The organism is Nitratiruptor sp. YY08-26 (genome assembly GCF_016593215.1).
Taxonomy (GTDB): Bacteria; Campylobacterota; Campylobacteria; order Campylobacterales; family Nitratiruptoraceae; genus Nitratiruptor; species Nitratiruptor tergarcus.
The window spans coordinates 462,491-486,054 of record NZ_AP023063.1 but is presented as its reverse complement, the minus strand read 5'-3'; the positions used below and the strand labels follow the sequence as shown (position 1 = coordinate 486,054).

The following is a 23,564-nucleotide window of genomic DNA, read 5'->3' as shown; positions in this document are numbered from 1 at the left end:
GTATTTGAAGAGTTATGGTAGCTGGGGGGAGACTTGAACTCCCGACCTCCGGCTTATGAGACCAGCGCTCTCACCAGCTGAGCTACCCAGCCAAAGCGAGTGAAATTATACTTCAATTTCGCTTTTATGTCAATAATTACATTCTTTCATTACAAATCAAAAAAGATTCAATAATCCTTTTGCTGCTGGTGGAAGGTTCTTTTTCAACAGTTTATCCTGCAGTCTCTTTTTTAGCTCTTTTTTTACTCTGCCTTTTATAAACTCTTTTACATCGATTTTGATATCAGGATTTTGCAGATCTCCTTGCAGTTTTACATATACAGGTCTCTTTTGAATCTCAATACGCAGTTTTGCATCTACTTTTTGCTTATCAAGATCAATTTTTGCATTTTGAGCACTGATATGTGTCAGTCTACTTTGCATATCAAGATTTGCAATAACTACCTTATCATTAATAGTACTATTGATTTCTGTAAGTTTATATATCTCTCTAGTTATATCGAAGTTTGCCATCTGTTTGAGCATAAAACTCATCTTATTTGGCAAAATCCTGCCATCATGTGCCTGGGCGTGGAGTTTTCCTTTTTTGGTTACAAGGTTATAATGCATATTCGCATCCATTGAAGAGTCAAAGATTTTAGGATAGTAGAGCATATGGGTAAGTTTCACTACTTGGATACCTTTTAAAAATGCTTCTACTTTATTATTTAAAAGTTTGCCATCTATTTTTCCGCCAAGGGTATTGCTATGAAGGGTTACTAAGAGATTTTTATCCTTTTTAATTTTTCCATTGAGCGTTATTTTTCCTCGCATTTTTTGCTTTGTCAAAAAGTAGAGTTTGCCAAGATCTGGAACTTTTACAACATAATCTGCATCAACTGTGCCACTCTTAATAACAAATTTTGCTCCTTTTGTATGAACATCTCCAATATTTGTAAAGAGATCTACATCACTAAGGACTATGCCATTTTTGATACTACTTTTATGCGAAGCATTGAAGGTAATGCGGGCTTGCTCAATCCCAAAATTTTGTTGCAACACTTTCGCATCTGTCTTTCCAGATTTGATCTGAGAAACAATATTACCTGCTAAATGCTCTGGTTCAAGATTTGTGAGATGAATATCTGCATCTATCAAAGCATCTGCATAGTGAGGCTGATAGAGCATATAGAGAATCTTTTCTAACTTTGCTTGACGAATCTTTGCATCTACTAAAGCAGGCTCAAATTCTTCTAATACAACATGGTACTGCGTAGCAGAACCTACTACGCGAGTTTTCCCAGTAATATCAGTCCTCTTTTTATCACCTTTTACTTCTCCGCTTGTAACAAGGGGACCACGTAGTTTTTGCCCTGTAAGGGCTTGGAGATCTTCAAGTTTTGCAATATGTACATCATAATGGATAGCAAAACTTTGCGCAAACGGATCAAGTTTGCCCGCAGCTTTGATAAGAGTACTTTTCCCCACTTGCAACTCAATATCCAGTGGAAAGATACGAAATTTTTTGAGTGAAGCTTTGACAGGAAGTTTTTTATTGAGATTTGTTTCTACAATTGGACGCAAAAAATTGTTACCGCTTGCTGTAAAGAGTACCCAATAAGTTGCTCCTAGGAGTATCGATATGATGAATATTATAAACAGTAGTAGCTTTTTCATTGCTCGCCCCTTCTTCGATATACAACTATTATACATTAATTATTGCTCAATAAAGCAAAGAGAGGTTTATTGTATCAAAAATATTGTGTTAGAAGATTTTTTAAGTGCTACATACTCAAATTTAATGATATTCATAGTTTAATTTAAGCTTATTTTAAGTTTTATTGCTATAAAATTTTGGCACTGAAAATGACAGACTGACAAAGAAAAAGGAGGGTGCGATGAATTTCAAACCACTTGGAAACAGAGTATTAGTAGAAAGAGTAGAAGAGCCTGAAAAAACTCCATCAGGAATCATTATCCCAGATAATGCAAAAGAGAAACCTCTTGAAGGAAACGTTTTAGCAATTGGTCCAGAAGTAGAAGAAGAGGGACATATTAAAGTCGGAGATAGAGTTGTTTTTGCTAAATATAGCGGAACAGATATAACACTAGAAGGAAAAGAGTATCTCATTTTACAAACTGACGATATTCTTGGAATTTTGGAATAAGAAGGAGGTGATAGATGGCAGCAAAAGAGATTCATTTTAGTGATATTGCTCGAGGAGAACTTTTCGAAGGTGTTAAAAAATTAGCAGATGCTGTTAAAGTAACAATGGGACCTCGCGGTCGCAATGTACTTATTCAAAAATCTTTTGGAAGCCCAAGTATTACAAAAGATGGTGTAAGTGTTGCAAAAGAGATTGAGCTTCCTAACACTGTTGAAAATATGGGTGCGCAGCTTGTAAAAGAAGTTGCAAGCAAAACTGCTGATGAGGCTGGTGACGGTACAACTACTGCAACAGTTCTTGCATACAATATCTTTAAAGAAGGTTTGAGAAACATCACAGCCGGTGCAAATCCAATCGAAGTAAAAAGAGGTATGGATAAAGCAGCTGAAGCGATTGTGGCTGAGCTCAAAAAAATCTCTCGCGAAGTAAAAGATAAAAAAGAGATCGCACAAGTTGCAACAATTTCAGCTAACAACGATCCAAAAATTGGTGAACTCATCGCTGAAGCTATGGATAAAGTTGGTAAAGATGGTGTTATAACTGTTGAAGAGGGTAAATCACTCCAAGATGAGCTTGAAGTAGTTGAAGGTATGCAGTTTGATAGAGGATACCTTAGCCCATACTTTGTAACAGATACTGAAAAGATGGAAGCTGTACTTGAAGATCCATATATCCTCCTTTATGATAAGAAAATCAGCAATATGAAAGATCTTCTTCCAATTTTGGAAAAAATTGTACAAACAGGAAACAAACCACTTCTCATCATCGCTGAAGATGTAGAGGGTGAAGCACTTGCAACACTTGTAGTAAATAAACTCAGAGGCACACTCAATGTATGTGCTGTAAAAGCTCCTGGATTTGGTGATAGAAGAAAAGCGATGTTGCAAGATATCGCAATCCTCACTGGTGGCCAAGTCATTAGCGAAGAGCTTGGACGTACGTTAGAGAGTGCAACACTTGAAGATCTTGGACGCGCTTCAAGAGTTGTAGTAGATAAAGAAAACACTACTATCGTAGATGGTAAAGGTGACAAAGCTGCAGTTGAAGCGCGCATTAAAGAGATCAAAGCGCAAATTGAAGTAACAACAAGCGAATATGATAAAGAAAAACTTCAAGAGCGTCTTGCAAAACTTGCTGGTGGTGTAGCAGTTATTAAAGTAGGTGCTGCAACTGAAACTGAAATGAAAGAGAAAAAAGATAGAGTTGATGACGCTCTTAGCGCAACTAAAGCTGCTGTAGAAGAAGGTATTGTTATTGGTGGTGGTACAGCACTTGTTAGAGCAGCAAACAAAGTAAGTCTTGAGCTTGAAGGCGATGAGAAAATAGGGGCTGAAATAATTCTTAGAGCCATCAAAGCACCACTTAAACAAATTGCTGAAAACGCAGGATTTGATCCAGGCGTTGTAGCAAACAATGTTGAAAATAATGAAAATGAAAATATCGGTTTCAACGCTGCAACTGGTGAATATGTAGATATGTTTGAAGCTGGTATCGTTGACCCAGCAAAAGTTGAGCGTGTAGCATTGCAAAATGCTGTATCAGTTGCAAGCTTGCTCCTTACAACTGAAGCAACTGTTAGTGAAATCAAAGAGGAAAAACCAGCAGCTCCAGCTCCTGACATGGGAGGAATGGGTGGTATGGGAGGAATGGGATTCTAATCCCTCCCCTCACCCAAACTTTTTTATTATCTCATCTACTTTCGATCTTTTAACTTTTTGCACCAAAACCACTTCATTTGTTAGCTTTTCTTCTTTATACTCATCAAATATGTAAAAATTATTGTTGTATTTCTCTTTGAGAGTATGATAGGTATTGTCTTTTCGTGGATCTCTTTCAATGAGAAAGTGTCCTCTTCCAAGCACTACTTTGCGAAGTAAAATATCATCTACCTCTTCAATGAGAAATGCTATTTTCTCTTTTTCTATAACACCACCCTCGAGGAGCCTTTTGCGTAGTTTCAATAGCATTTTTGGATAATCGCTTGCTATAAGATCTGCACCTCTTTCATACATGGCAATGGCGAGATCCTCTTCATTGACTGTCCACACCCCTACTTTGAGATGAATATTATGTGCAAATCTGTTGGCTTTAGCTGTAGCTATGCGATAGTGAGGCAAGACAAGAGTACATCCAAGCTGCTTTGCATCTGGAATTTTGCCTGGAGGATAGTTATATACAAGACCCGTAGTAATAGTGCTATCAAGACGTTTTACTTCACTTACTACCTCTTCATAAAAGCTTATAATACATACATCTTGCTGCACCTGATACTCTTGTACAAGCTCTACTACCTTTTGACAGGTATCTGGCTCTTTAATCTCCAAAAACATAGCAATTTTGCCTTTTGCACTCTCAAGCGCTTCAGCCAAAGTGGCTACTGGTTCACTATCTTCAATGAGGATGTTTTCTTTGATATATGCAAATTCTAGCTCTTTAGCCTCTTTTGCCACACCAGCCACCCTCTCAAAATCACTATCATGCAAGAGTATCAGCTCACCATCTTTCGTGCTGCGAATATCTACCTCTACAATATCAGCTTTGATACGAATAGCATGTTTTATGCCTTTAATAGTATTTTCAGGAACTTCTAATCCTCCACCTCTATGCGCTATAACACCAAAAGGCTTTTGGTTGAGCGCCTTTTCAATCATTTTGGATCTTTTCTGTAAGAATTTCAAGAGCTCTCTCTTGCTCTTTTGGAGAGAGCTTTCCAGCTTTATAAAAAACCACTCTCCCCTCTTTATCAATTATCACAATATCTTGATTTTGATCTGCTAATCCCCACTTTTTCACTAAAACTTTTCTATTATCTTTTACATAAATAGTTTGTGGAAACTTCTTTTGCTTCTTTTTTAAAATTGCATTGAGCAAAAAGTTTGGCATCCAAGTAGCTGCCATATTGATAATTGCAACTGAACCATACTTACTTCTATCAAAATTTTTTGCTTTGACTTTTTCAAAAAACTCTTCATTGAGATCTCTCTTGTCAGGATCGCTATACACAAGGAGGTAGACTTTACCCCGAAGGGATGAGAGATCAAATGCACCACCACTCACTAGTCCCCCATCTTTTTTACTAAGCACCACTTGTGGCACCACACTTCCTATCTCAATACCAAAGCCAAAGATAACCAATGTAAAAAGTAATATTATCTTTTTCATTTTTGCTCCAAAAATCGTTTTCTAATAGCAGGATTTGTCATATTCTCTCCTCTTGCCATCATTGCCAAAAACTCTTCAAATCCCACTGCACCAGCTACCTTTTTCTCATAAGCACCAAAACCGTAATTCATAGGAGTCTTATCTCCTAGCTTATACCACGCTTTGCGTGCATCGATATAGCGGTGGGTATCGTCGGTATATATCCAAAGTTTAATTCTGTTTTTCTCTTTTTGCTTGAGATACCACTTTGCCAAGCATCCTGGATCATCAAAAAAATAGACTCTACCATTTGGCATAATAGCTTGGGCGCTATGGAGTTTCGTTTCAAGCTGCATGGTACACTCTACACACTGCACTTCACCTGGTTTAAAGGTTACTGGCTTGCCATCTTCGCTTTTTTTATAGACTTCAATCTTCTCACATCCCACAAAAAAAAGAAGTAATAGTAATAAAAAAACTCTCTTCATCTCTCCTCCTACAAGAGCCACACTCCATTTTTGAGATAGTAACTTATGACATAGTATGTAAGTATCAATGTAAAAACTATATCAAAAAGAAGCGCTAATTTTACTGAAGAGACAACTCCTAATGCCTTCTTGACCCCTGCTGCGATACCTAAAAATGTCCCTAAAAAGAGCAATGTATAAAGGATATAACCTATATAAAAGTACTCCTTTTGCAAAATACAAAAGGGACAGTGATGCGTAGGTAATTCATAGATGTAAGGGGAGAAAAAGAAGATAATCGCCAAAATAGCAATGAAAATAAATGTTACACTCAAAAATGCAAAAACATAGATCCTCTTATAAAAAACTACTAACAGAACAAGATTACCATAAAAGAGCCATAGAAGCAGTTTTAGCGGAATATGTGACAAAATCCCTAATGCACTCTGCCCTACTGGATTAAAGAGCACTCCACAGCAACTTACGATCTTATTCACATCAAGGGCATGAAAATAGGCATATTCAAGCAATAGTTCAGCTACAATAAAAAGATAGAGCAGCACAAATAAGCGAAATTTGAGCTTTGTATATGCGTAATCGATGGTTTTCATATCAAGTGCGTTGATAACAAGCCAGATACCAAAGAGGTAGATATTGAAAATTTTCACTGCAAAGAGCCACACACCATAAGAGTTTGCTGTAATCACACCAGCAGCGCACATTGCGCCAGGGATAATATTGGAGAGTTTATCAAGAGTGTATATGAAATAAAAGAGAAGAATGATTTTAAAAAAGAGAGCAAACTTAATAATCGTAGCGGCCAAATAACTTTGACGCAGCAGTGCATACTGTCTTGGCGTATCGGCATTATAATCAAACCACAAAGAGATCTTTATACTAACTATCCACGCAATACTCAAAAAGAAAAAAAGCAACGAATCTAAGAAGAGATTGATAAAAACCTCAGGAGAGAAAAACATTGCCCTCTCTCACTTCATAAATCTCATCTACAATTTCTAAATCGGCAAATCTGGGATCGTGTGTGGCAATTACTATCGTCTTGCCCTCTTGCTTTAACTGACCTAAAATCTGCAAAAACTGCTCAGTAAGAGCACTATCGAGATTTGCTGTGGGTTCATCTGCTAAAATGATGGGAGGATTGTCTATGAGTGCTCTTGCAATGGCACAACGCTGCTGCTCACCTCCGCTTAGCTTCCTTACTACCATATCCTTTTTATGCGCAATTGCAAAACGCTCCATCACTGCATGAGCCATCTGTTCAAGCTCTTTTAGCGGAGTTGGAGTAGGAATTAATGGGACTATTACATTTTCAAAAACAGTAAGATCCTCTAAGAGATTAAATTTTTGGAAAATAAAACCTATTTTTTCTCTTCTGTATGCAGCTGCAAATCTATCTGGAAGTTTTGAGATAGTTTGCCCATCTACTACCACTTTTCCACTTGTTGGTCTTGTGAGTGCTGCAATGAGTGAAAGGAGCGTACTTTTGCCACTCCCACTTGGCCCCATAAGAAGCACAAGAGAGCTCCTTTTTATTTGCAAACTCACATCTTTTAAAGCCACAACCTCTTTTGCAGTACCGAGATTGTAGATTTTACTCACTTTTTCCAAAGAAATAATAGCACTCATCGTATCGCCTCTTCTGGATCAATTACCGCAGCGCGCCAGCTTGGAACAATCGTTGCAGCTAAATAGAGAGGCACAAGAATCAAAAAAATGCTCACTGCAATGGAGGGCTCATACACCACCATGAGATCTGCTTGGGGTTTGAGAGCTGAAAAGCCGTTAAAGAGATTGCGCAAAAGAGGCGCTTGCAAAGCAAAAACAAAGAAGTAGCTCCCAATCACTCCTACCAAATAGGAGCTGCCAATAACAATCAAACTCTCTAATAACTTCAAAAACAAAACATCCTCTATACGCCACCCTAAGGCTTTGAGAATGCCGATCTCTTTAATCTGCTCTTTTCCTACACTGCTAGCTTTTTCAAAAACTAAAATAAAAAAGGCAAAAAGTGCTCCTATAAAGAGGGCTAAAAAGAGTCCACTCTTATAATCAAAGAGATTTTGATAGCTTGTTCGCAGATCCTCTTTTGTAATAACACGGGTATCGGGATACAGGGTGCGCAGTTTTGCAGCAATGGTGCGCATCTCCTTTGGATTTTGGAGTTTTACAACAATATCTGTAGCCTCATTTTTTGAAAGTGCAAAGATTTTTCTTGCTAGCTGCATCGGTAGTAAAATCGTATCACTCGCCTCAAGTGCACTTTGTGCCGGAAAAGTGCCTGCAAGTTTAACCTTGATAAAATCGCCTTGAGGAGTGATAAAGTTGAAAAAATTTTTATAGTAGTGGCTTTGCAAAACTCTCTTTACCCCCTCTCCTACTACCATAAAATTACCCTCTGCTTCTGTGTTAGCAATAGCTTCATTGAAACTCTCTTTATAGCTTACATCATCAAAATCGATCCCCACTACGCTAAAATTGACTCCAGCAGGTGCGTAGTAGTAATACCCCCACACACGTGGCATTGCCCAGGCTATACCACTGATGTTTTCAATTTCTTCAACTCTTTGCATTGCTATTGGCACAAGTCTTCCGGCTGCTACCTTTTGTACATAAATATCAGGTAATGCATCAAGAGTAATAAAGAGCTCCTTTTTGAGTGAAGCCGCAATCAAAAAAACACTCATAACGGTAAAAATGAGCAGACTAAAAATTATAAAAAGACTCACATTTTTCCATACTCTTCGGCGCAATGATGCTAGCGCAAAGGCGAGCATTTTCATTGAATTTGATCCTTTGCATTGAGATAGGGTGGAGGCGCATAGATAAAAGTGCTTGGAAAATAGGGCAAAAGCGAAGGTCCATATCCAAAAACCTCAAAAAGATTTGTAAGAGATCTGTGGCGAATGCAGTGCGCTTCAGTACTCATTGCAAGATCTGGAAGCTGCAAGAGGTGCACTACTGCTCTTTTTTGCTGTACATTGCCATACTGCTTGTGAATCATCCAAGCAGTCCCCCCTCCCCAGAGTAAAACAAAAAGAATAAAAAAAGCAAAAAGATAGAGATATCTATTCAAGTTCTTGTAACACCTCTTTATCTATTTGTGAGAACCGTAAAATTTTCTTTCCTTTATGATCATGCAAAAAGCTCTTTGCATCTTGCAAAGATTTAAATGGAATCAACTCTTTACCCATAGGTCCATACACATCACTGCCTAAAACATAGTAAGCTTTTGTAGCATCTACCGCTTCTCCACTGTAGTAGTCACTCACATAGGCTCGCTTAAACTTATGATTTTGGAGATATTTCATCATATCTTTGACACCATCAAAGTAGAGCTTTCTCCCCTCTTCATCAACAATCATCGTAGCCCACCGAGGATGTTTTGCTACAAACATTCCACATACAGGACATTTTGCATCTTTTGGTACATGAATATGTTTTTTATGCTGTTTTTGCCACAGATAGAGCGCCACTGCTTGCAGTTTTTTACCTTGGAGATTACAAAGATGGTTTTTTACAATATGCTCTTTAAGTTTGGCTAACGAAGCAAACTCCCCATTAACTTCTTTGCAGTGCTTTTTATAAAGAATTTTACCCATCATTGCCATTTTACGCTGCTTATGAGCAATTCTTGTTTGCTCTTTTGCAAACATTTTTCGCTGTAGAGCAAAAGCCTCATCAAAGCGCATGATTTTTCCGCCATATTTTTTTTGAAATGCTTTAGCATTATCTATAGAGCTAAAGGCAATTTTACTTTGCATGCTCATCGTCCCAGGTACACTGCTGCCTACTACATAGTAAGCATTTTGCACTGGTATAAACTTACCACTTTTTGCATCGACTACCATTATTTTTGCAATCTTATCTTTTATATGTGGATAGATTTGCGCTAAGCAGTGCATAGAGCATAGCTGCATCTGCTTGCCATCTTTAAGTACAACGAGGTGATTTGTTTTATAAAATTTTGCAAGATTCATACCACACACACTGCACCATTTTTGATGAAGTTCTGGATGTGGCATCGACTTATCAAAAGCAAAGAGTGCAAGAACAAAAAACATTGGAAGCAGTAGTTTTCTCATATATCCCCCTTTGTTTTGATTATAGAGCAGAAGTGTTAAATTTATCTTAATTTATATTCAATGGGAACTACAATTTTGACGCGCTGTTTTGGCATAGGAAAGTCACGGCGAGCTTTTTTTATGGTTTTTATAGCAGCTTTATCTAAAATTTTATGACCACTCGATTGCAAAATCGCAATATTTTCTATCTCTTTTTGGGGAGTAAGCTCAAAACATACACGTACAACGCCCTCTTTTTTTGTTCGTCTTGCTACTCTTGGATAGTATTTATGTTTTTGGATAGCCAAGCGGATCTTACTTGCAAAACGAGTGGTAAACTGCTGTGCATAAGAGGGTTTACCAGAAGGCTGAGAGTGAGGCTTTTGGGTGCTACTCTTTTTTCTGTTTTGTGGTAGTGTTTTTTGCACAGAAGTTGTATTTACCACCTTTTTCTCAATCATTTTTACACTCTTTTTTGGAATCTTTTTTACAACCACTTTTTTTGGCAAAGGTTTCTGTTTTGGCTTACTATGTTTTTTTGTTATTTTTTGAGGTTTTTTTATAGTTTTTTTAGGTTTTGATAGCTTTTTTGGTTTTTTTAGTGGCTTTTTTATCGTTTTACGTGGCTTATTTTTTGGCTTTATATTTGGTTTTTGCTTGAGAACCTCTTTTTTGGGAAATTGCGCTTTCTTTTTAGGAGGCTTCTTTATTGCTTTTTGCATCTTACAATTTTTACAGGTGCATTTTTTGCAGGTACAGTTTTTTTTTATCTTTATATCACTTATAACCACTCTTTTTGGCGACTCTTTTGGCATAGAGAAATTAAATTGAGAAATAAGAGCAAAAAGAGCCACGTAGAGAGCCAGTGTTATAAAAAAAGATCGCTTCATTTAACCGTTTCTACCGCAATATTTGTAAAACCTTGTGTTTTTAAAAGATCCAAAACCTCAATAAAGACTTCAAACTTTGCATTTTTATCAGTACGAATGAGGATGTTGCTCTTTTTATTAAGAGAGAGGAGTTTATTCTTAAGTATTGCTAAAGTTACAGGTTCTTTAAAGTAAAAGATCCTGCCATCTTTTGTAATGGAGAGCTCTATTTTTTTTACTGGCAGACTCTTTGCTGAACCTGCCTTTGGAAGATCAAGAGGAATAGCACCTTTGGCAATAAACGTAGCAGTTGTTAGTACTATCACCAATAGCACCAACATAATATCGATAAAGGGGATAACATTTATCTGGTCAAATTTTTTCAGCTGCATGAACTATATCCCATCGTGCAAGCAAGACCTCAACACGTCTTATCAAAAAGTTATACATCATCGTTGCGGGAATTGCTACTACTAAGCCCATTGCAGTAGCTTTGAGAGCAAGAGCAAGTCCAATCATAATCTCTTTTGTATTGACAATGCCATGCTGTCCCATTGTATAGAAAGTAAGCATAATTCCAAGCACCGTCCCAAGGAGGCCAATATAGGGAGCTGAGGAAGCAATGGTAGCAATTAAAGAAAGATAATCGGTAAGTTTAACTTCCAACTCCTCTTTATTACTAAATTTTTCAGGTTTCACGCTTCTATAATAGAGTAGTCTTTCAATAAAAAACCAAACACTCAAAAAACTCATAAAGAGCAAAAAGCCAATTATCCCATAGTCAATAAACTCTTTTAAATGGTTCATACTTTTACCTTTGCGAGATCAAGGGTTACTTTCGTCCCCTCCCCTTTTTTTGCATCAATTGAAATTCTGATATTCTCTTCATCACAAAATCTTTTCACAATATTGAGCCCTATCCCATATCCTTCGTTTTTGTCTGTTGCGCGATAGTATCTATCAAAAACTCTCAAGAGATCTGCATCGCTCATGCCAATGCCATTATCTTCTATCACAAGTTTTGCATCTTTGACAATGATTTTAATCAATCCATCTTTTGGCGTATACTTTATCGCATTAGATAAAATATTATCAAAGCTTTTTATAAATCCAATTTTTGGAAGATTGACCTGCAAAGGCTGCAAATCTGTGTAGATTCTTTTTTTTTGTAACAACTCTTTAAAAAATTCTACACGATCTTTTACAACTTCAGCTACATCAAAGCGCTCTCTTGTATCTTTGTCTATCTCTTTTTTTATAAAAAAATCTACCTCTTTATAGAGTGCTAAGAGCTGATCACTCGCTTTTGCTATGCGCTCAAGCCTCTTTTGCGATTTTTCATGGGGACAGGATTTTTTGAGCATCGCTACATTGGCTTTAATGGTAGCTACTGGAATGTTAAGCTCATGCAAAGTATCTTTGAGCAGATTATCAAGCTCACTATTTTGCTCTACCAATGGAGAAAAAGCATATTTTGCAAAGAGATATCCTAATAAAATAACCAAAAGCGTTATTATTACACCTAAAATCCATAAATAGTTCCAACCAATATTATCGATCCATAAATATCCTACGAAAAGAAGCAGAAAAATAGAGACTCCATACAAAAGTGTAAAAGCAAAAATATCTTTACTTTTCAAACTTATATCCCACGCCTCTTACATTTGTAATAGCATCTTTGCCAAAAATCTTCTTGAGTGTATTCACATAGACACGCAAAGCCCCATCACTTACCACTTCATCTGGTTTCCAAAGATACTCATAAATACGCTCTTTTGTAACAATTTTTTTGCGATTTTTTACAAAAAGCTCCAAAAGCTTCATCTCTTTTGGATTGAGCTCAATAACCTTTTCTCCTTTTTTAAGTACCATCTGTTTGATATCAAAAATATATTGATCTATTGCAATTTTTTCTGCACCATAGCTTCTGCGCAGCAAAGCCTTTATGCGAAGAGAGAGCTCATCCAAGTCTATAGGCTTTGTTATATAGTCATCAGCCCCACGCAAAAACCCCTCTTTGATGTCCTCTTTTTGATTTTTACTTGTAATAAAAATAGCTGGCGTCTCATCATCACTCTTGCGCAGCTCTTCTAAAAGAGTAAAGCCATCCATTCCTTCGAGTTTCACATCAAAAAGATAGAGATCATATTTGGTGTGATAGCAAAATTCTAAAGCCTCTTTTGCATTCACTGCCCAATCAACCCTATACCCCTCCTCTTGTAAAAACTCCTCTACTGTCTCCCCAAAGAGTTCATCATCTTCAAGCAGCAAAACTCTATATGCCACCCGCTATCCTCCACGCTAGACTCTCTCCTGTAAACATCGGCACTACATCATTGTAGCTTTGTGGAACTTCAAATGGCTCTTTAACCAGCTCTACCTCTTTTTTTGGTGGCTCTATACCGTAAATAGCGCGCGCATTATCACTCACAAATTTTTGCAAGTTCTCCAGCACTTCTGCTGCTTCAAAGAGCTGGGCTAGAGCTGGCAGCGCAACTGGAGCAGTAAAGACTCCGGCAGCACATCCGGGGGCTTCCTTTTTATCTCTTGGATGGGGAGCGCTGTCACTTCCAAACATCACCTTCTCATGTGCCATAAGTGCTACTTTGCGCAAGGCCATGCGATCTTCTGGTCTTTTAGCAATTGGTTTACAAAATAGATGAGGCCGCAAAAGTCCGCCTGCTACATCATCAAGAGTAATATAGAGGTGATGAAGCGTGATAGTGGCATAGAGGTTTTCATACTTCATCAAAGCTTCCACTGCATTTTTTGTAGTAATATGCTCCATAATAATTGTAAGATCTGGAAATCTTTTAGCTATGCGCTCATAAATGGGAATAAACTCTGCTTCTCTATCCATCACAAAGCCATTTGTCTCACCATGCACACAAAGTGGGATTTTAAGCTCACTCATAGCTTCAAGCGTAGGAGCTAGAGCCTCAACACTAAAATTATCAACTCCCCCTTCGCTATTTGTAGTAATTCCTGCTGGATAGAGCTTGATAGCTAAAATTAAATCTTTTACATCAGCTAAAAAGGCATAATCATACTCTTGTCTAAAAAAAAGTGTCATATATGGCTCAAAAACCTCATCACCTATTGCCTCTTTGATACGTTTTTTGTAGCTTTGTACCATCTCTTTAGTTGTTACAGGTGGTACGAGATTTGGCATCACTAGAGCACCTGCAAAGCTTTTGGCACTCAAGGGTGCAACAGTTTGGAGCATCTGTCCATCACGCAGATGTAGATGCATATCAAGTGGAGAGTGGAGCGTCAATTGCATGTGCTACCTTTCTAAGAAGTTCTATTGTTTTTTGTTGATAAAGCTTAGCAAGTCCAGGACTTTTTGCTTCAAAGCGCGTCACAAGTACAGGCGTAGTATTGGAAGCTCGTACCAGCGCCCATCCTTCATCAAACACAATGCGCACACCATCTACATCAATTATCTCTTTAATATGAGGAAAATCATCTGGTAGCGTAGCAAAAGCCTCTTTGAGTCTCTCTATAATGGCAAACTTTGCCTCTTCGCTGGTATTGATCTTAATTTCTGGTGTGTTACAGACCTTTGGAAGTGCAGCTACCTCTTTATCAAGATCTATGCCATTGGCTACAAGTTCTATTACTCTTAGCATCGCATATATTGCATCATCATATCCAAAATAGCGATCATTAAAAAAGAGATGCCCACTCACCTCCGCTGCAAAATCAGCATTAGTTTGGGCAATTTTGACTTTAAGATTGCTATGGCCAGTTTTATACATTATCGCTTTGCCAATTTTATTTATCTCATCATACATCACCTGTGAGCACTTTACTTCACCAATGACTGTAGGATTATCAAGTTGTTTAGCAAAGATGATCGCAAGTTCATCTCCTTTGAAATTGTGCTGTTGTGTTAGTACTGCAATGCGATCTGCATCCCCATCAAAAGCAAAGCCCAAATCTATAGCTTTCTCTTTCATTGTTTTTTGCAAATCTTTGAGATTTTCCTCTTCACTTGGATCTGGATGGTGATTTGGAAATGTTCCGTCTGGTCTGCAATAGAGGCCTTCGTAAGAGATATCAAGCCCTTTGAGAATCGGCTCAGCAACAATGCCAGCTACGCCATTACCACAATCTATCGCTATCGTTTGCTCAAAATCTCTCAAATGTGAAAAATTTTCTAGCATATATGCAATATAGCGCCCTTTTGCATCAATTGGATAGTATTTCTCATCATCTGCTATTACTATATCACTCGCTAGTACCTCCTCTCCAAGTGCATAGATATCTGCTCCAAAGAAGGGCTTTTTATCAACTGTAATCTTAAAGCCGTTATACTCAGGGGGATTATGCGATCCTGTAATCATCACTGAAGCACTAGGAGTTACCTTTATGCCATCTATCTCAAATGTTTGAAAATTACTAAAGTAGTTAACTCCCGTTGGTACCATGCCCATGCCAAGTACATGTTTGCCTGCTGCATTAATGCTACTTGTAAGCCATTGAAAGAGTGTTGGCGAGTGTATGCGTGCATCATACCCTACTGCAATATACTCACCTGGCACTTTTTGCGCCAAAAAGTAGCCAATTTTCTTTGTCGTTGCTTCATTGAGCTCTTTTTCAAATATTCCTCGAATATCATATTCACGAAAAATGCTCTTTGCCATTTTACTCCTACTTTTTACCCAATTATAACAAAGTAGTACTAAAAGAGTTTACCTATTTTTTTAAATCCATAATAGTAAAGCATAATGCCCAAGAGTGTAACTCCAGCAAAATATGGCCACAGATCTACAAATGGTGTGCCACGGAAGAATATACTCTCCGTTCCTTCTATATAGTAGCGAAGAGGTGAAAAGAGTGAGAGCTTTTGTAAGATTGGATGCATCGCATAAATGGGTGTCCAGGCACCACTTAAAAATATAATTGGCATCATTATAAGTATTGAGAGCTGTGCTACTTGCATGATATCTCTTGCTACGGCAGCTATGAAGAGCCCGATTCCAGCGCTACTGAGAATATAGAAAAAACTAAGCAGTACAAAAGCCCAGAAAGAGCCGTTTATTGGAGTGTCAAATGCCCAAAGGATCACAAACCCAACAGAAATGATCGTCCCTAAAAGATTGATAAATACCTGTGAGAGACTTTTTGCAAGTATTATCACCTTTGCATCCACTGGCATCAAGAGCATGAGATCCCATGTGCCATCCTCTTTCTCTTTCACAAAAACCATCGCTGTGAGAATAACACTCAGAAGTGTTATCACAGAGAGCAGTTCAGCTAAAGAGATAAACATATGTGTATCTGCATTTTGATTAAAAAGTTTATGGGTTTTGAGCTCAACAGGCAGACGAAGTTTTTGAAAATCTAAGATAATATTTTGCAAGTAACTAAGTGTAATAAAGCTTTGTGCAGCTGCAGTGGAGTCTAAAAGTACATTGATAGTTGCTTTTTTACCTTGAGCGTAATTTGTGGCAAATTCTCTATCAAAAATGATACCAACCATGATGTCTTTATTGAAGATCGCTTTGCGAAGGCTTTGCTCATCCAAAAAGGCTTTTGGTTTTTTAAACTCTGGGGCATGAAAGTGTGAAAGGATCTTTTGACTCACTCCACCTCCAGTATAGTCTACATATCCGATTGTCACATTTCTTGGCTTCACTGCTATACCAGCCCCTGCAATATAAACATCAAGAGTATAGAAATAGAGCACGGCCAAAACCAAGAGGGGAAGGCGCAAAAAGGTAAGTATCTCTTTGAGAAAAGTAACGATAAAGGAGCGTATCATCGCATCTCCTTTTTTAGTAGCAGTGTACCTATTAGAAAATAGAGAAGGAAAAAACCTACTAATATAGCAAGATAGAGGATATTTTTTTGCGATGCGAATCCTTGTCCTATGAGAAATGCATCATAAACGATATGATTGTAATACATTACTGGAAAGAGATGCGCTTCGATATAAGATTCCCCTTTCATCGATGATATTGGCATTAAGATCCCTGAATATAAAAATCCAGGAATCACTGTCACAATAACAGTAAGCACCACAGCTACAATCTGACGCTTTGTAATGATGGAGATGAGAAGTCCTATTGAGAGGCTTATGAACACATAGAGTTCACTTGCTACCCAATAAAGAAAGAAACTTCCTCTAAAGGGAACTTCAAATATATAGAGTGCCAAAATGAAAAGAATAAAGATATTGATAGAGTGGAGCAAAAAAACTGGTATCAGTTTTGCTGCCAAAAATTCTGACTTTGAAAGAGGTGAAGCGTAGAAGTTAAAGATGGTACCTTTTTCTTTCTCTTTGACAATTAAAAGGGCTGAGAGAAGCGCTGGAGCTACTAAGAGCACAAGTCCTATGAGACCTGGAACGATGGCATCCTCATCGCGCATTGCCTGGTTAAAAAGAGTGCGCTGATTGATCGCAATTTTTGGCTTTAGCCCCATCTTTGCTCCAATATCTTGAGCAGCTTTGAGGATAGTTCCTTCTATATAGCTTTGAATGGTTAGCGCTCGCATAGGAAAAGAGCCATCTACAAAAATTCCCATCTCACTTCTTTGACCATGAAGCAAGCGTTTTTCAAAAGAGCTTGGGATGATCACAATCGCATCAATTTTTGCCTGCTTCATGAGGCGCAGTGCCTTTTGCTCACTCATATGAGAGAGTGTAGGTGTGAAATATTTGGAGTGCTCAAATTTTCCTATCAGTTCAGCTGAGAGCTTGTTCGCATCATTATCGATAAGAAGTACTCTTGCATGGGTGACTTCTAGGCGAATGCCATAGCCAAAAAGAATCAAAATCATCGTTGGAATAAGATAGACTAAAAAGATGAGCTTTGTTCTGACAAGTTCAATAAACTCTTTTTTGATATAGGCTTGCACAGTCCTAATTTTCATCTGTTTACCTTGTAGTAGTAAAGGAAAATATCCTCAAAGCTTTTAGCTTCAGGATGCTTTTTGTATAGATTATCAATAGTATCATCAACGATCTTTTTCCCACGCTTAAGCACTACGACTCTATCACAAAACTCCGCTTCACTCATATAGTGTGTGGTAATGAGAATCGAAATGCCCCACTTTTGTTTTAGCTGCTTCAAAAGCTCCCAAAACTGCGCTCTTGCAATGGCATCTACTCCACTTGTTGGCTCATCCAAAAAAAGCACCACAGGCTCATGCAAAAGTGCAGCTGCTACCGAAAAGCGCTGGTTGACTCCAAGAGGCAAAGAGGTTGGAAAATCATCCATATACTCCTCAAATCCCAGTTCATGGGCATAGCGCTCTATGCGTTCAAGCGCTTCAAGAGGAGGTATTTGGTGCATATTGGCAAAGTAGATAAGGTTTTCGCGCACTGTAAGATCATTATACAGGGCAAAGCGCTGTGATACATAGCCGATTTTTGCCTTGAGATCTTGTCTATCCTGTCCGCTTTTAATGGGTTTTCCTAAGAGATAAAGCTCTCCTTCATCAATTGGGTAAAGTCCCAAGAGCATCTTGATAAATGTTGTCTTGCCAGCGCCATTTGCTCCAAGCAGTCCCAAAATCTCACCACGCCTGAGCACCATATCGATATGATCATCTGCTACAAAATCACCAAATCGCTTCGTCAGACCTCGTGCCTCCATCACTATTTCTGGAAGATCAATTGCCACTTTACGCTCAGTTATCTCTATCTTTGGAGGGATTTTATTGTGCTGCAAGCCGCTTACAAAGAATATATCTTCTAAAGTTGCTTCTTTGTGCTTTGCTGGCAAGAGTTGAAGCGAATAGGTTTTTCCATGAATTGTAAAGCACTCTTGACACTCCGTTGGCTCACAGACATACTCTTTAATTGAATCCACCAACTCTTCTGCCTTGCCACCTGCAATGATGCTACCCTCTTCAAAGAGCAGTACCTTATCCATTTTTTGCGCCTCTTGCATATAGGCTGTGCTTACTAGAGCGACAGTTCCTTCCTCTTTGCGGATATCATCGAGAATCTCCCAAAGCTCAAGACGGCTTAAGGGATCGACTCCAGTTGTAGGCTCATCAAGCAGTAGTAGCTTTGGGCGATGCAAAAGGGTGCAAATAAGTGAGAGCTTTTGGCGCATACCACCACTTAAATTCCCAGCAAGCCTATCAGTAAACTCTGCAAGACCCGCCATTTCAAGGAGTCTTTGGCGATAGGCGTAAAATTTATCATCTTTTTTTAAGGCTCTAATATCAGCAAAAAAATCGAGATGCTCACCAACACTCAGTGTATCATAGAGCACGAGTCCTAGGCCTTGTGGCATGAGTCCTATATCTTTTTTGATTCTTTCAGCCTCTTTGGGTGAGTGGTAAGTAATACCACCAAAGCTTACTTCCCCTTCGAAAGGTATCACTCCAGCAATAGCATGCATGAGCGAACTCTTGCCAGCCCCGTCTGCTCCGATAAATCCTACAATCTCTCCTCTTTGAGCTTCAAGGCTTGCATGTGCGATACCTATGCGCTTTTTGTAGTGGACTGTGACATCCCTAACCTCTAAAAGCGCCATAATTTTTTCCTGCAAATAGCATTAACAGTGCAGTAGTTCCAATAAGTGAAAAAACAAGAGCTGTATACATACCAAAGTGCTCCCAAAGCAGTCCACACACATAAGCACCAAGCGCTCCAAAGAGAGCGACTCCTGCATAGAACACCCCATAGACTGAACCTTTATTATCACTTTGCATAGCGATATAGACTCTTGTAGCATTGAGAGTTGCTACGGTAAAGAGTCCAAAAAATGCAAAAGCTATCCAAGTAAAGAGAGGCTTTTGCAAAAAGAGTAGCAAGAGTGAAATAATTCCACTCAAAAATCCAAAAGCCATAATTTTGAGTGCTCCAATACGGTCAATAAAAACTCCTAAAAGATAGCTAGTAAGTGTCTGGGTGCCTGTAGATATAGCAAAAAGAAGAGGAATAACCATCACTGCAATGCCGACACTCTTTGCTTGCATCGTCAAAAATGCATCACTCCACATGAAAAAGACAAAGAGAAAATAAAAAAAAAGCATCTCAATGACTCTCTTATCTTTTACAGTGAGGCGAAAGTTTTTAGACCCAGGCTTTTTAGGTACATCTTTGACAAAAAATATTACTAAGATGAGACCTATGAATCCAGGAATTATGGTAAAGAAAAAAATGGAGCGAAAAACCTCCTCACTCTCTCCAAGCTTCCACAGAAGGAAAAAGGCAAGAAGCGTTCCTGTAAGTTCTCCTGCGATATCAAGCGTCTTATGAAAACCAAAGGTTTTACCTGTACTCTTTTTTTTGCTGAAACTAGCTATCAAAACATCTTTTGGCGCACTACGTAGCGCTTTACCTAAACGTTCCAATCCCCGTAAAGCTGCTACACTTTTGTAACTATGAGAAAGACCTATGAGAGGTTTACTCAAAGCTGAGAGCGCATATCCACTCACAACCAAAGGCTTGACAATTCCATAGCGATCGCTAATGAAGCCAGAGAGTAGACGCAAGGCATATGAGACAAAGGTAGCAACTGCTACAATGATTCCAAGCTTATCTACTCCTTCATGAAGAATAACGACAACAAAGATTGGCAAAATTGGATTTATCATAGCTGTGGCCATATCGGTAAAAAAACTCACCCAGCCAAGAACCACAACATTTCTGTCTATTTTGTGGATATTGGACATTTGACATTCGACATTTGAGGTTTTTGATTCTTCTAAATCATCAAATTTATTTTTCACAATTTTCTCCTCCAATGTCCAATATCTAATATCCAATGCCTAAATCTGTAGTATCTCATGAAGACTTTTTGGAAGTCCCTTACCATCAATAGATATGACGCCAGTAGCTGGGAGGCCTAGTTTGAGCAAAGGATCTGGTTTGAGAGGTTTGAGATGTACCGCATAAACTCTTTGGATCCTATCGCTTCTTACAGCCACCTCTTTGGGAGTAAACTCTGCTTTTTGTGCTATGCGTACTACCTCAGCCGCAATTGGCTTATTAGGATATGCATCCAAAAATATCACTGCCTTATTGTGCAGTTTGATTTTACCATTGGATAATGTATCGACATATATTTTGAGATAGAGTGTTTTTGGATCGATAAGGGTTGCTACTGGCATACCAGCACCTAGAACCTCCCCACTATTTGCAATCTTTTCCACTACATATCCATTGAGTGGACTTTTGAGAGTAAGCTCTGCGATGACTGCTTCAATCTGTCCTTTTTTTGCTTTGAGTGCTTCTATCCCTTTTTTGAGTGCTGCTACACCCTCACGCAAAGCATCAAGACCCTTTTGTGCAGCCTTGGCATCTGCTACATCGCTCCTAGCGATAGCTATGGCTTGGAGGAGTTGTGCTTTTTTGGCTTTGAGTGCTTGAAGCTTATTTCTATCTGTTTTGTATTTGAGTGTAATCTCTTCTAATTTATGTTTTTGAATGAGCCTTTTTTTATAGAGATCTTTGATACGCAGATAGTCTTTTCTATCTTGTGCTACAACATCTTCTTGAGAGGCTATAGCGCTTTGAATCTCTTGAAGCTGCTTTTGCTTGGCTTTGAGAGCAGAGGTCGCTTTTGCAAGAATTTGTGGGATTTTTGTCTCATTTATGTTAAGTTCTATCTCTTTAGCTTTGAGCTCTTCTTGTTTAGCTTCTATCTGCTTTTGGATTGCCTCTTTTTGCTTTGTAAACTCCTTGCTTTCTAAAACAGCAACCACATCATCTTTTTTGATCGCATCTCCATCATTGAAAAAGATCTTTGCAACTCTTCCAGGATATTTTGTATTAAGATTGACAAGATCGCCATCAAATCTCCCTACTCCTTCGATTAAGTTTGGTGGCAGCTTTTTTGGATGGAGTTTTATATAGATAAGCACAGCAGCCAAAATGAAAAGTGCAAGCGCAAAAAAGCCTACCCAATATTTTTGAACTATTTTCATAATCTCCCTTTTTTGTATATCGAATAGATTAAAACTCCTCCCATAACTACTGCTATAAGAAAACCAGCAAGTCCAAAAATAGGAATCCCATAAATGAGTGGAGGAGTATTGGCCACGAGTAATAAAGCCGAACCTATCAGGATAGAAGAGACCACAATTGCCAAAGAGAGGCGATTAGCAGATTTTTCAATACTCTCTTCCATCTTTTCAAGCCCAACATGTTCAAACTCTATTTTTAATTGTCCATTTTTCATTTTATCTATAATTGCTTTTATGTCATCAGGAAACTCTTTGAAAAAGTCTCCCACCTCTTTTGGCATTTCAGAGGCTTTTGACAAAAAGGCATTAAGGGAAAAATACTCTTTATAAAAACTCATAATAAAAGGTTTTATCTCTTGCGCAGCATTGAATTCAGGATCTAAAGCTTTTCCAACTCCTTCAATAGTAATAAGCGCTTTGACAAGAAGGTAGTTGTTTTCTCTAAAATAGACTCTGTATCGACTCATGAGAGTTACCACATCATTTAAAAGCGATCGGATATCGATATCTTTTAAAGAGCCATAAAAATATGTGCGGATAACATCACCCATCTCTTTAGCAAAAGCATCTTCATCGAGATGCTCATTTTTAACTTTTGCAAGTTTCAATATGGCTAAGGCAGCTTTTTCCTCCTCCTCTTTTACAACATAATAGATCATATCTACAAAATAGCGCCTATCTTTTTGTCCGATACTCCCCATCATCCCAAAATCAATAAAAGCGATTCTTCCATCTTCTAGTACAAAAATATTACCAGGATGAGGATCTGCATGAAAAAAACGGTATACAAATATCTGCTTACATAAAAGCTCAAAACCATTTTTAGCAACAATTTTTGGATCTATGCCTGCATTTTTTAATTTTTCAATTTCAGATACCTTGATGCCCTCAATATAATCCATCGTTAAAACTTTTTTTGTCGAAAACTCTCCATACAACTTCGGAACGATGATTCGCTCATCATTTGCAAAATTTTTGGCAAATCTCTTGAGATTGAGAGCCTCTTTTGTAAAATCTAGCTCCTTTTTAATGCTTTTTTCAAACTCTTCAATAATTGCCAAAGGCGAATCTATACCATATTTATATAGTTTATCCTCTATCAAAGTAGCAATTTTTTTCATAATGGCAATATCAGCAGCAATAATATCCTCAATTCCTGGCTTTAAAACTTTTATAGCTACCTCTTCCCCACTATGGAGTCTTCCTCTATAAACCTGACCCAAAGAGGCAGAAGCAAGAAGTGTAAGTTCTCCAACAAAAATCTGGTCAACACTTTTTCCAAACTCCTCTATAAATACCGGCTCTATTTTGTCAAAAGGCATAGCCTCAACGCGATCTTGAAGCTTGGAAAACTCGTTGGCAAGTTCAAGGGGAATAAGATCTGGACGGGTAGAGAGAATCTGCGCCATTTTTATAAATGTAGGACCTAGTTCCTCTACCGTCTTTCTTATACGTTCACTACGGCTAAGATGGATCACCCTTCTTTGTTTATAAGAAGAGATATACCTTTGCAATCCCATAGCACTTACAAGATCATCAAAACCATTTTTAGTCAAAATGAGTGCTATGGTTTTAAGTCTCTCAAGCTGTTTGATACTATCAAACATCAACTCTCTTTTTGCAAGAGTGCTTTAAGTTCATCAATCTCTTTTTTCAGTTCTCTTATATCCTCTTTTGTAGCGATACCAAACTCTTTGAGAGCCTTATGTACTTCATCTTTTATCATTTTCTCAAAAGCCTTTTGATTTTTCTCAGCCTCCTTTTTTAACTCTTCCATTCTCTTTTTCGCCTCTTCCTTACTCATTTCCCCTTTTTTTACAGCTTCATCAATAAACTTTTCTGCTTGCTCTTTTGCTAACAACATACTTCCAATACCAAACTTTACAAGATCCATTGGTCCAAATTTTTCCATTTTTCTCTCCT

The 23,564-nt window shown here is 38.1% G+C and carries 25 protein-coding genes and 1 tRNA gene; 2 read left to right on the top strand and 24 right to left on the bottom strand.

Annotated elements, in window-relative coordinates:
- Positions 1 to 15: 15 nt before the first annotated feature.
- Together JG738_RS02750 and JG738_RS02745 are read right to left on the bottom strand one after the other, a co-directional pair.
- Positions 16 to 92, bottom strand: a tRNA-Met gene (locus JG738_RS02750).
- 64 nt (positions 93 to 156) lie between these two features.
- A complete protein-coding gene (locus JG738_RS02745; protein ID WP_201338257.1) occupies positions 157 to 1,656 on the bottom strand; it encodes a hypothetical protein in 1,500 nt (499 codons plus the stop codon).
- Between the two features lie 221 nt (positions 1,657 to 1,877).
- On the opposite strand from JG738_RS02745, the gene groES reads away from it, so the two are divergent.
- Together groES and groL are read left to right on the top strand one after the other, a co-directional pair.
- Positions 1,878 to 2,147, top strand: a complete 270-nt coding sequence (gene groES, locus JG738_RS02740; protein ID WP_084275405.1) for a co-chaperone GroES — start codon at positions 1,878 to 1,880, stop codon at positions 2,145 to 2,147.
- A 14-nt stretch (positions 2,148 to 2,161) separates the two neighbouring features.
- On the top strand, positions 2,162 to 3,805 hold the full coding sequence (groL, locus tag JG738_RS02735) for a chaperonin GroEL (RefSeq protein ID WP_201338256.1): 1,644 nt from the start codon (positions 2,162 to 2,164) through the stop codon (positions 3,803 to 3,805).
- 9 nt (positions 3,806 to 3,814) lie between these two features.
- Here groL and JG738_RS02730 read toward each other — a convergent pair whose 3' ends face one another.
- The 22 genes from JG738_RS02730 to JG738_RS02625 are packed head-to-tail and all read right to left on the bottom strand — an operon-like array spanning position 3,815 to position 23,553.
- Positions 3,815 to 4,798, bottom strand: a complete 984-nt coding sequence (locus JG738_RS02730) for a glycerophosphodiester phosphodiesterase (RefSeq protein ID WP_201338255.1) — start codon at positions 4,796 to 4,798, stop codon at positions 3,815 to 3,817.
- Complete coding sequence (locus JG738_RS02725; RefSeq protein WP_201338254.1) at positions 4,791 to 5,309, bottom strand: YtfJ family protein; 519 nt, start codon at positions 5,307 to 5,309, stop codon at positions 4,791 to 4,793. Before JG738_RS02725 ends, JG738_RS02730 begins: the two co-directional genes overlap by 8 nt.
- On the bottom strand, positions 5,306 to 5,776 hold the full coding sequence (locus tag JG738_RS02720; RefSeq protein ID WP_201338253.1) for a hypothetical protein: 471 nt from the start codon (positions 5,774 to 5,776) through the stop codon (positions 5,306 to 5,308). The genes JG738_RS02725 and JG738_RS02720 overlap by 4 nt, the downstream gene beginning before the upstream one ends.
- 8 nt (positions 5,777 to 5,784) lie before the next feature.
- Positions 5,785 to 6,690, bottom strand: a complete 906-nt coding sequence (locus tag JG738_RS02715; protein ID WP_201338252.1) for a hypothetical protein — start codon at positions 6,688 to 6,690, stop codon at positions 5,785 to 5,787.
- 28 nt (positions 6,691 to 6,718) lie between these two features.
- On the bottom strand, positions 6,719 to 7,402 hold the full coding sequence (locus JG738_RS02710; RefSeq protein WP_201338251.1) for an ABC transporter ATP-binding protein: 684 nt from the start codon (positions 7,400 to 7,402) through the stop codon (positions 6,719 to 6,721).
- Positions 7,399 to 8,556, bottom strand: coding sequence for an ABC transporter permease (locus JG738_RS02705; protein WP_201338250.1), 1,158 nt, complete (start codon positions 8,554 to 8,556; stop codon positions 7,399 to 7,401). The genes JG738_RS02710 and JG738_RS02705 overlap by 4 nt, the downstream gene beginning before the upstream one ends.
- Positions 8,553 to 8,849, bottom strand: coding sequence for a hypothetical protein (locus JG738_RS02700; protein WP_201338249.1), 297 nt, complete (start codon positions 8,847 to 8,849; stop codon positions 8,553 to 8,555). The genes JG738_RS02705 and JG738_RS02700 overlap by 4 nt, the downstream gene beginning before the upstream one ends.
- Positions 8,842 to 9,858, bottom strand: a complete 1,017-nt coding sequence (locus JG738_RS02695; protein WP_201338248.1) for a nitrous oxide reductase accessory protein NosL — start codon at positions 9,856 to 9,858, stop codon at positions 8,842 to 8,844. Before JG738_RS02695 ends, JG738_RS02700 begins: the two co-directional genes overlap by 8 nt.
- A gap of 41 nt (positions 9,859 to 9,899) precedes the next feature.
- Positions 9,900 to 10,727, bottom strand: a complete 828-nt coding sequence (locus JG738_RS02690; protein WP_201338247.1) for an energy transducer TonB — start codon at positions 10,725 to 10,727, stop codon at positions 9,900 to 9,902.
- The gene (locus JG738_RS02685; protein ID WP_236593251.1) at positions 10,724 to 11,032 is read right to left on the bottom strand and encodes a biopolymer transporter ExbD; all 309 of its coding nucleotides are present in this window, start codon (positions 11,030 to 11,032) and stop codon (positions 10,724 to 10,726) included. The genes JG738_RS02690 and JG738_RS02685 overlap by 4 nt, the downstream gene beginning before the upstream one ends.
- A 46-nt stretch (positions 11,033 to 11,078) precedes the next feature.
- Positions 11,079 to 11,513, bottom strand: a complete 435-nt coding sequence (exbB, locus tag JG738_RS02680) for a TonB-system energizer ExbB (protein ID WP_201338243.1) — start codon at positions 11,511 to 11,513, stop codon at positions 11,079 to 11,081.
- The gene (locus tag JG738_RS02675) at positions 11,510 to 12,346 is read right to left on the bottom strand and encodes a HAMP domain-containing sensor histidine kinase (protein ID WP_201338241.1); all 837 of its coding nucleotides are present in this window, start codon (positions 12,344 to 12,346) and stop codon (positions 11,510 to 11,512) included. Before JG738_RS02675 ends, exbB begins: the two co-directional genes overlap by 4 nt.
- Complete coding sequence (locus JG738_RS02670; protein WP_201338239.1) at positions 12,336 to 12,992, bottom strand: response regulator transcription factor; 657 nt, start codon at positions 12,990 to 12,992, stop codon at positions 12,336 to 12,338. The genes JG738_RS02675 and JG738_RS02670 overlap by 11 nt, the downstream gene beginning before the upstream one ends.
- A complete protein-coding gene (pyrC, locus tag JG738_RS02665; protein ID WP_201338237.1) occupies positions 12,982 to 13,989 on the bottom strand; it encodes a dihydroorotase in 1,008 nt (335 codons plus the stop codon). Before pyrC ends, JG738_RS02670 begins: the two co-directional genes overlap by 11 nt.
- Positions 13,961 to 15,355 carry a phosphomannomutase/phosphoglucomutase gene (locus tag JG738_RS02660; protein WP_201338236.1) on the bottom strand — a complete coding sequence of 465 codons (1,395 nt, stop codon included), beginning with the start codon at positions 15,353 to 15,355 and terminating at the stop codon, positions 13,961 to 13,963. The genes pyrC and JG738_RS02660 overlap by 29 nt, the downstream gene beginning before the upstream one ends.
- A 38-nt stretch (positions 15,356 to 15,393) precedes the next feature.
- A complete protein-coding gene (locus JG738_RS02655; protein WP_201338234.1) occupies positions 15,394 to 16,476 on the bottom strand; it encodes an ABC transporter permease in 1,083 nt (360 codons plus the stop codon).
- Positions 16,473 to 17,588 (bottom strand): ABC transporter permease, encoded by a 1,116-nt coding sequence (locus tag JG738_RS02650; RefSeq protein ID WP_201338232.1) that lies wholly within the window; start codon positions 17,586 to 17,588, stop codon positions 16,473 to 16,475. The genes JG738_RS02655 and JG738_RS02650 overlap by 4 nt, the downstream gene beginning before the upstream one ends.
- Positions 17,585 to 19,204, bottom strand: coding sequence for an ATP-binding cassette domain-containing protein (locus JG738_RS02645; protein WP_201338230.1), 1,620 nt, complete (start codon positions 19,202 to 19,204; stop codon positions 17,585 to 17,587). The genes JG738_RS02650 and JG738_RS02645 overlap by 4 nt, the downstream gene beginning before the upstream one ends.
- Positions 19,185 to 20,405: an MFS transporter gene (locus JG738_RS02640; protein ID WP_236583204.1), complete on the bottom strand. Its 1,221-nt coding sequence runs from the start codon at positions 20,403 to 20,405 to the stop codon at positions 19,185 to 19,187. The genes JG738_RS02645 and JG738_RS02640 overlap by 20 nt, the downstream gene beginning before the upstream one ends.
- A 39-nt stretch (positions 20,406 to 20,444) precedes the next feature.
- Positions 20,445 to 21,602 (bottom strand): HlyD family secretion protein, encoded by a 1,158-nt coding sequence (locus JG738_RS02635; RefSeq protein ID WP_201338228.1) that lies wholly within the window; start codon positions 21,600 to 21,602, stop codon positions 20,445 to 20,447.
- Positions 21,599 to 23,248 (bottom strand): AarF/ABC1/UbiB kinase family protein, encoded by a 1,650-nt coding sequence (locus JG738_RS02630; protein WP_201338226.1) that lies wholly within the window; start codon positions 23,246 to 23,248, stop codon positions 21,599 to 21,601. The genes JG738_RS02635 and JG738_RS02630 overlap by 4 nt, the downstream gene beginning before the upstream one ends.
- Positions 23,248 to 23,553, bottom strand: coding sequence for a phasin family protein (locus JG738_RS02625; RefSeq protein ID WP_201338224.1), 306 nt, complete (start codon positions 23,551 to 23,553; stop codon positions 23,248 to 23,250). The genes JG738_RS02630 and JG738_RS02625 overlap by 1 nt, the downstream gene beginning before the upstream one ends.
- Positions 23,554 to 23,564: the final 11 nt, after the last annotated feature.

Coding starts and splice junctions, on each gene's coding strand:
- JG738_RS02745 (WP_201338257.1), bottom strand. CDS start 1,656: ATGAAAAAGCTACTACTGTTTATAATATTCATCATATCGATACTCCTA.
- groES (WP_084275405.1), top strand. CDS start 1,878: ATGAATTTCAAACCACTTGGAAACAGAGTATTAGTAGAAAGAGTAGAA.
- groL (WP_201338256.1), top strand. CDS start 2,162: ATGGCAGCAAAAGAGATTCATTTTAGTGATATTGCTCGAGGAGAACTT.
- JG738_RS02730 (WP_201338255.1), bottom strand. CDS start 4,798: ATGATTGAAAAGGCGCTCAACCAAAAGCCTTTTGGTGTTATAGCGCAT.
- JG738_RS02725 (WP_201338254.1), bottom strand. CDS start 5,309: ATGAAAAAGATAATATTACTTTTTACATTGGTTATCTTTGGCTTTGGT.
- JG738_RS02720 (WP_201338253.1), bottom strand. CDS start 5,776: ATGAAGAGAGTTTTTTTATTACTATTACTTCTTTTTTTTGTGGGATGT.
- JG738_RS02710 (WP_201338251.1), bottom strand. CDS start 7,402: ATGAGTGCTATTATTTCTTTGGAAAAAGTGAGTAAAATCTACAATCTC.
- JG738_RS02705 (WP_201338250.1), bottom strand. CDS start 8,556: ATGAAAATGCTCGCCTTTGCGCTAGCATCATTGCGCCGAAGAGTATGG.
- JG738_RS02695 (WP_201338248.1), bottom strand. CDS start 9,858: ATGAGAAAACTACTGCTTCCAATGTTTTTTGTTCTTGCACTCTTTGCT.
- JG738_RS02690 (WP_201338247.1), bottom strand. CDS start 10,727: ATGAAGCGATCTTTTTTTATAACACTGGCTCTCTACGTGGCTCTTTTT.
- exbB (WP_201338243.1), bottom strand. CDS start 11,513: ATGAACCATTTAAAAGAGTTTATTGACTATGGGATAATTGGCTTTTTG.
- pyrC (WP_201338237.1), bottom strand. CDS start 13,989: ATGCAATTGACGCTCCACTCTCCACTTGATATGCATCTACATCTGCGT.
- JG738_RS02660 (WP_201338236.1), bottom strand. CDS start 15,355: ATGGCAAAGAGCATTTTTCGTGAATATGATATTCGAGGAATATTTGAA.
- JG738_RS02655 (WP_201338234.1), bottom strand. CDS start 16,476: ATGATACGCTCCTTTATCGTTACTTTTCTCAAAGAGATACTTACCTTT.
- JG738_RS02650 (WP_201338232.1), bottom strand. CDS start 17,588: ATGAAAATTAGGACTGTGCAAGCCTATATCAAAAAAGAGTTTATTGAA.
- JG738_RS02645 (WP_201338230.1), bottom strand. CDS start 19,204: ATGGCGCTTTTAGAGGTTAGGGATGTCACAGTCCACTACAAAAAGCGC.
- JG738_RS02635 (WP_201338228.1), bottom strand. CDS start 21,602: ATGAAAATAGTTCAAAAATATTGGGTAGGCTTTTTTGCGCTTGCACTT.
- JG738_RS02630 (WP_201338226.1), bottom strand. CDS start 23,248: ATGTTTGATAGTATCAAACAGCTTGAGAGACTTAAAACCATAGCACTC.
- JG738_RS02625 (WP_201338224.1), bottom strand. CDS start 23,553: ATGGAAAAATTTGGACCAATGGATCTTGTAAAGTTTGGTATTGGAAGT.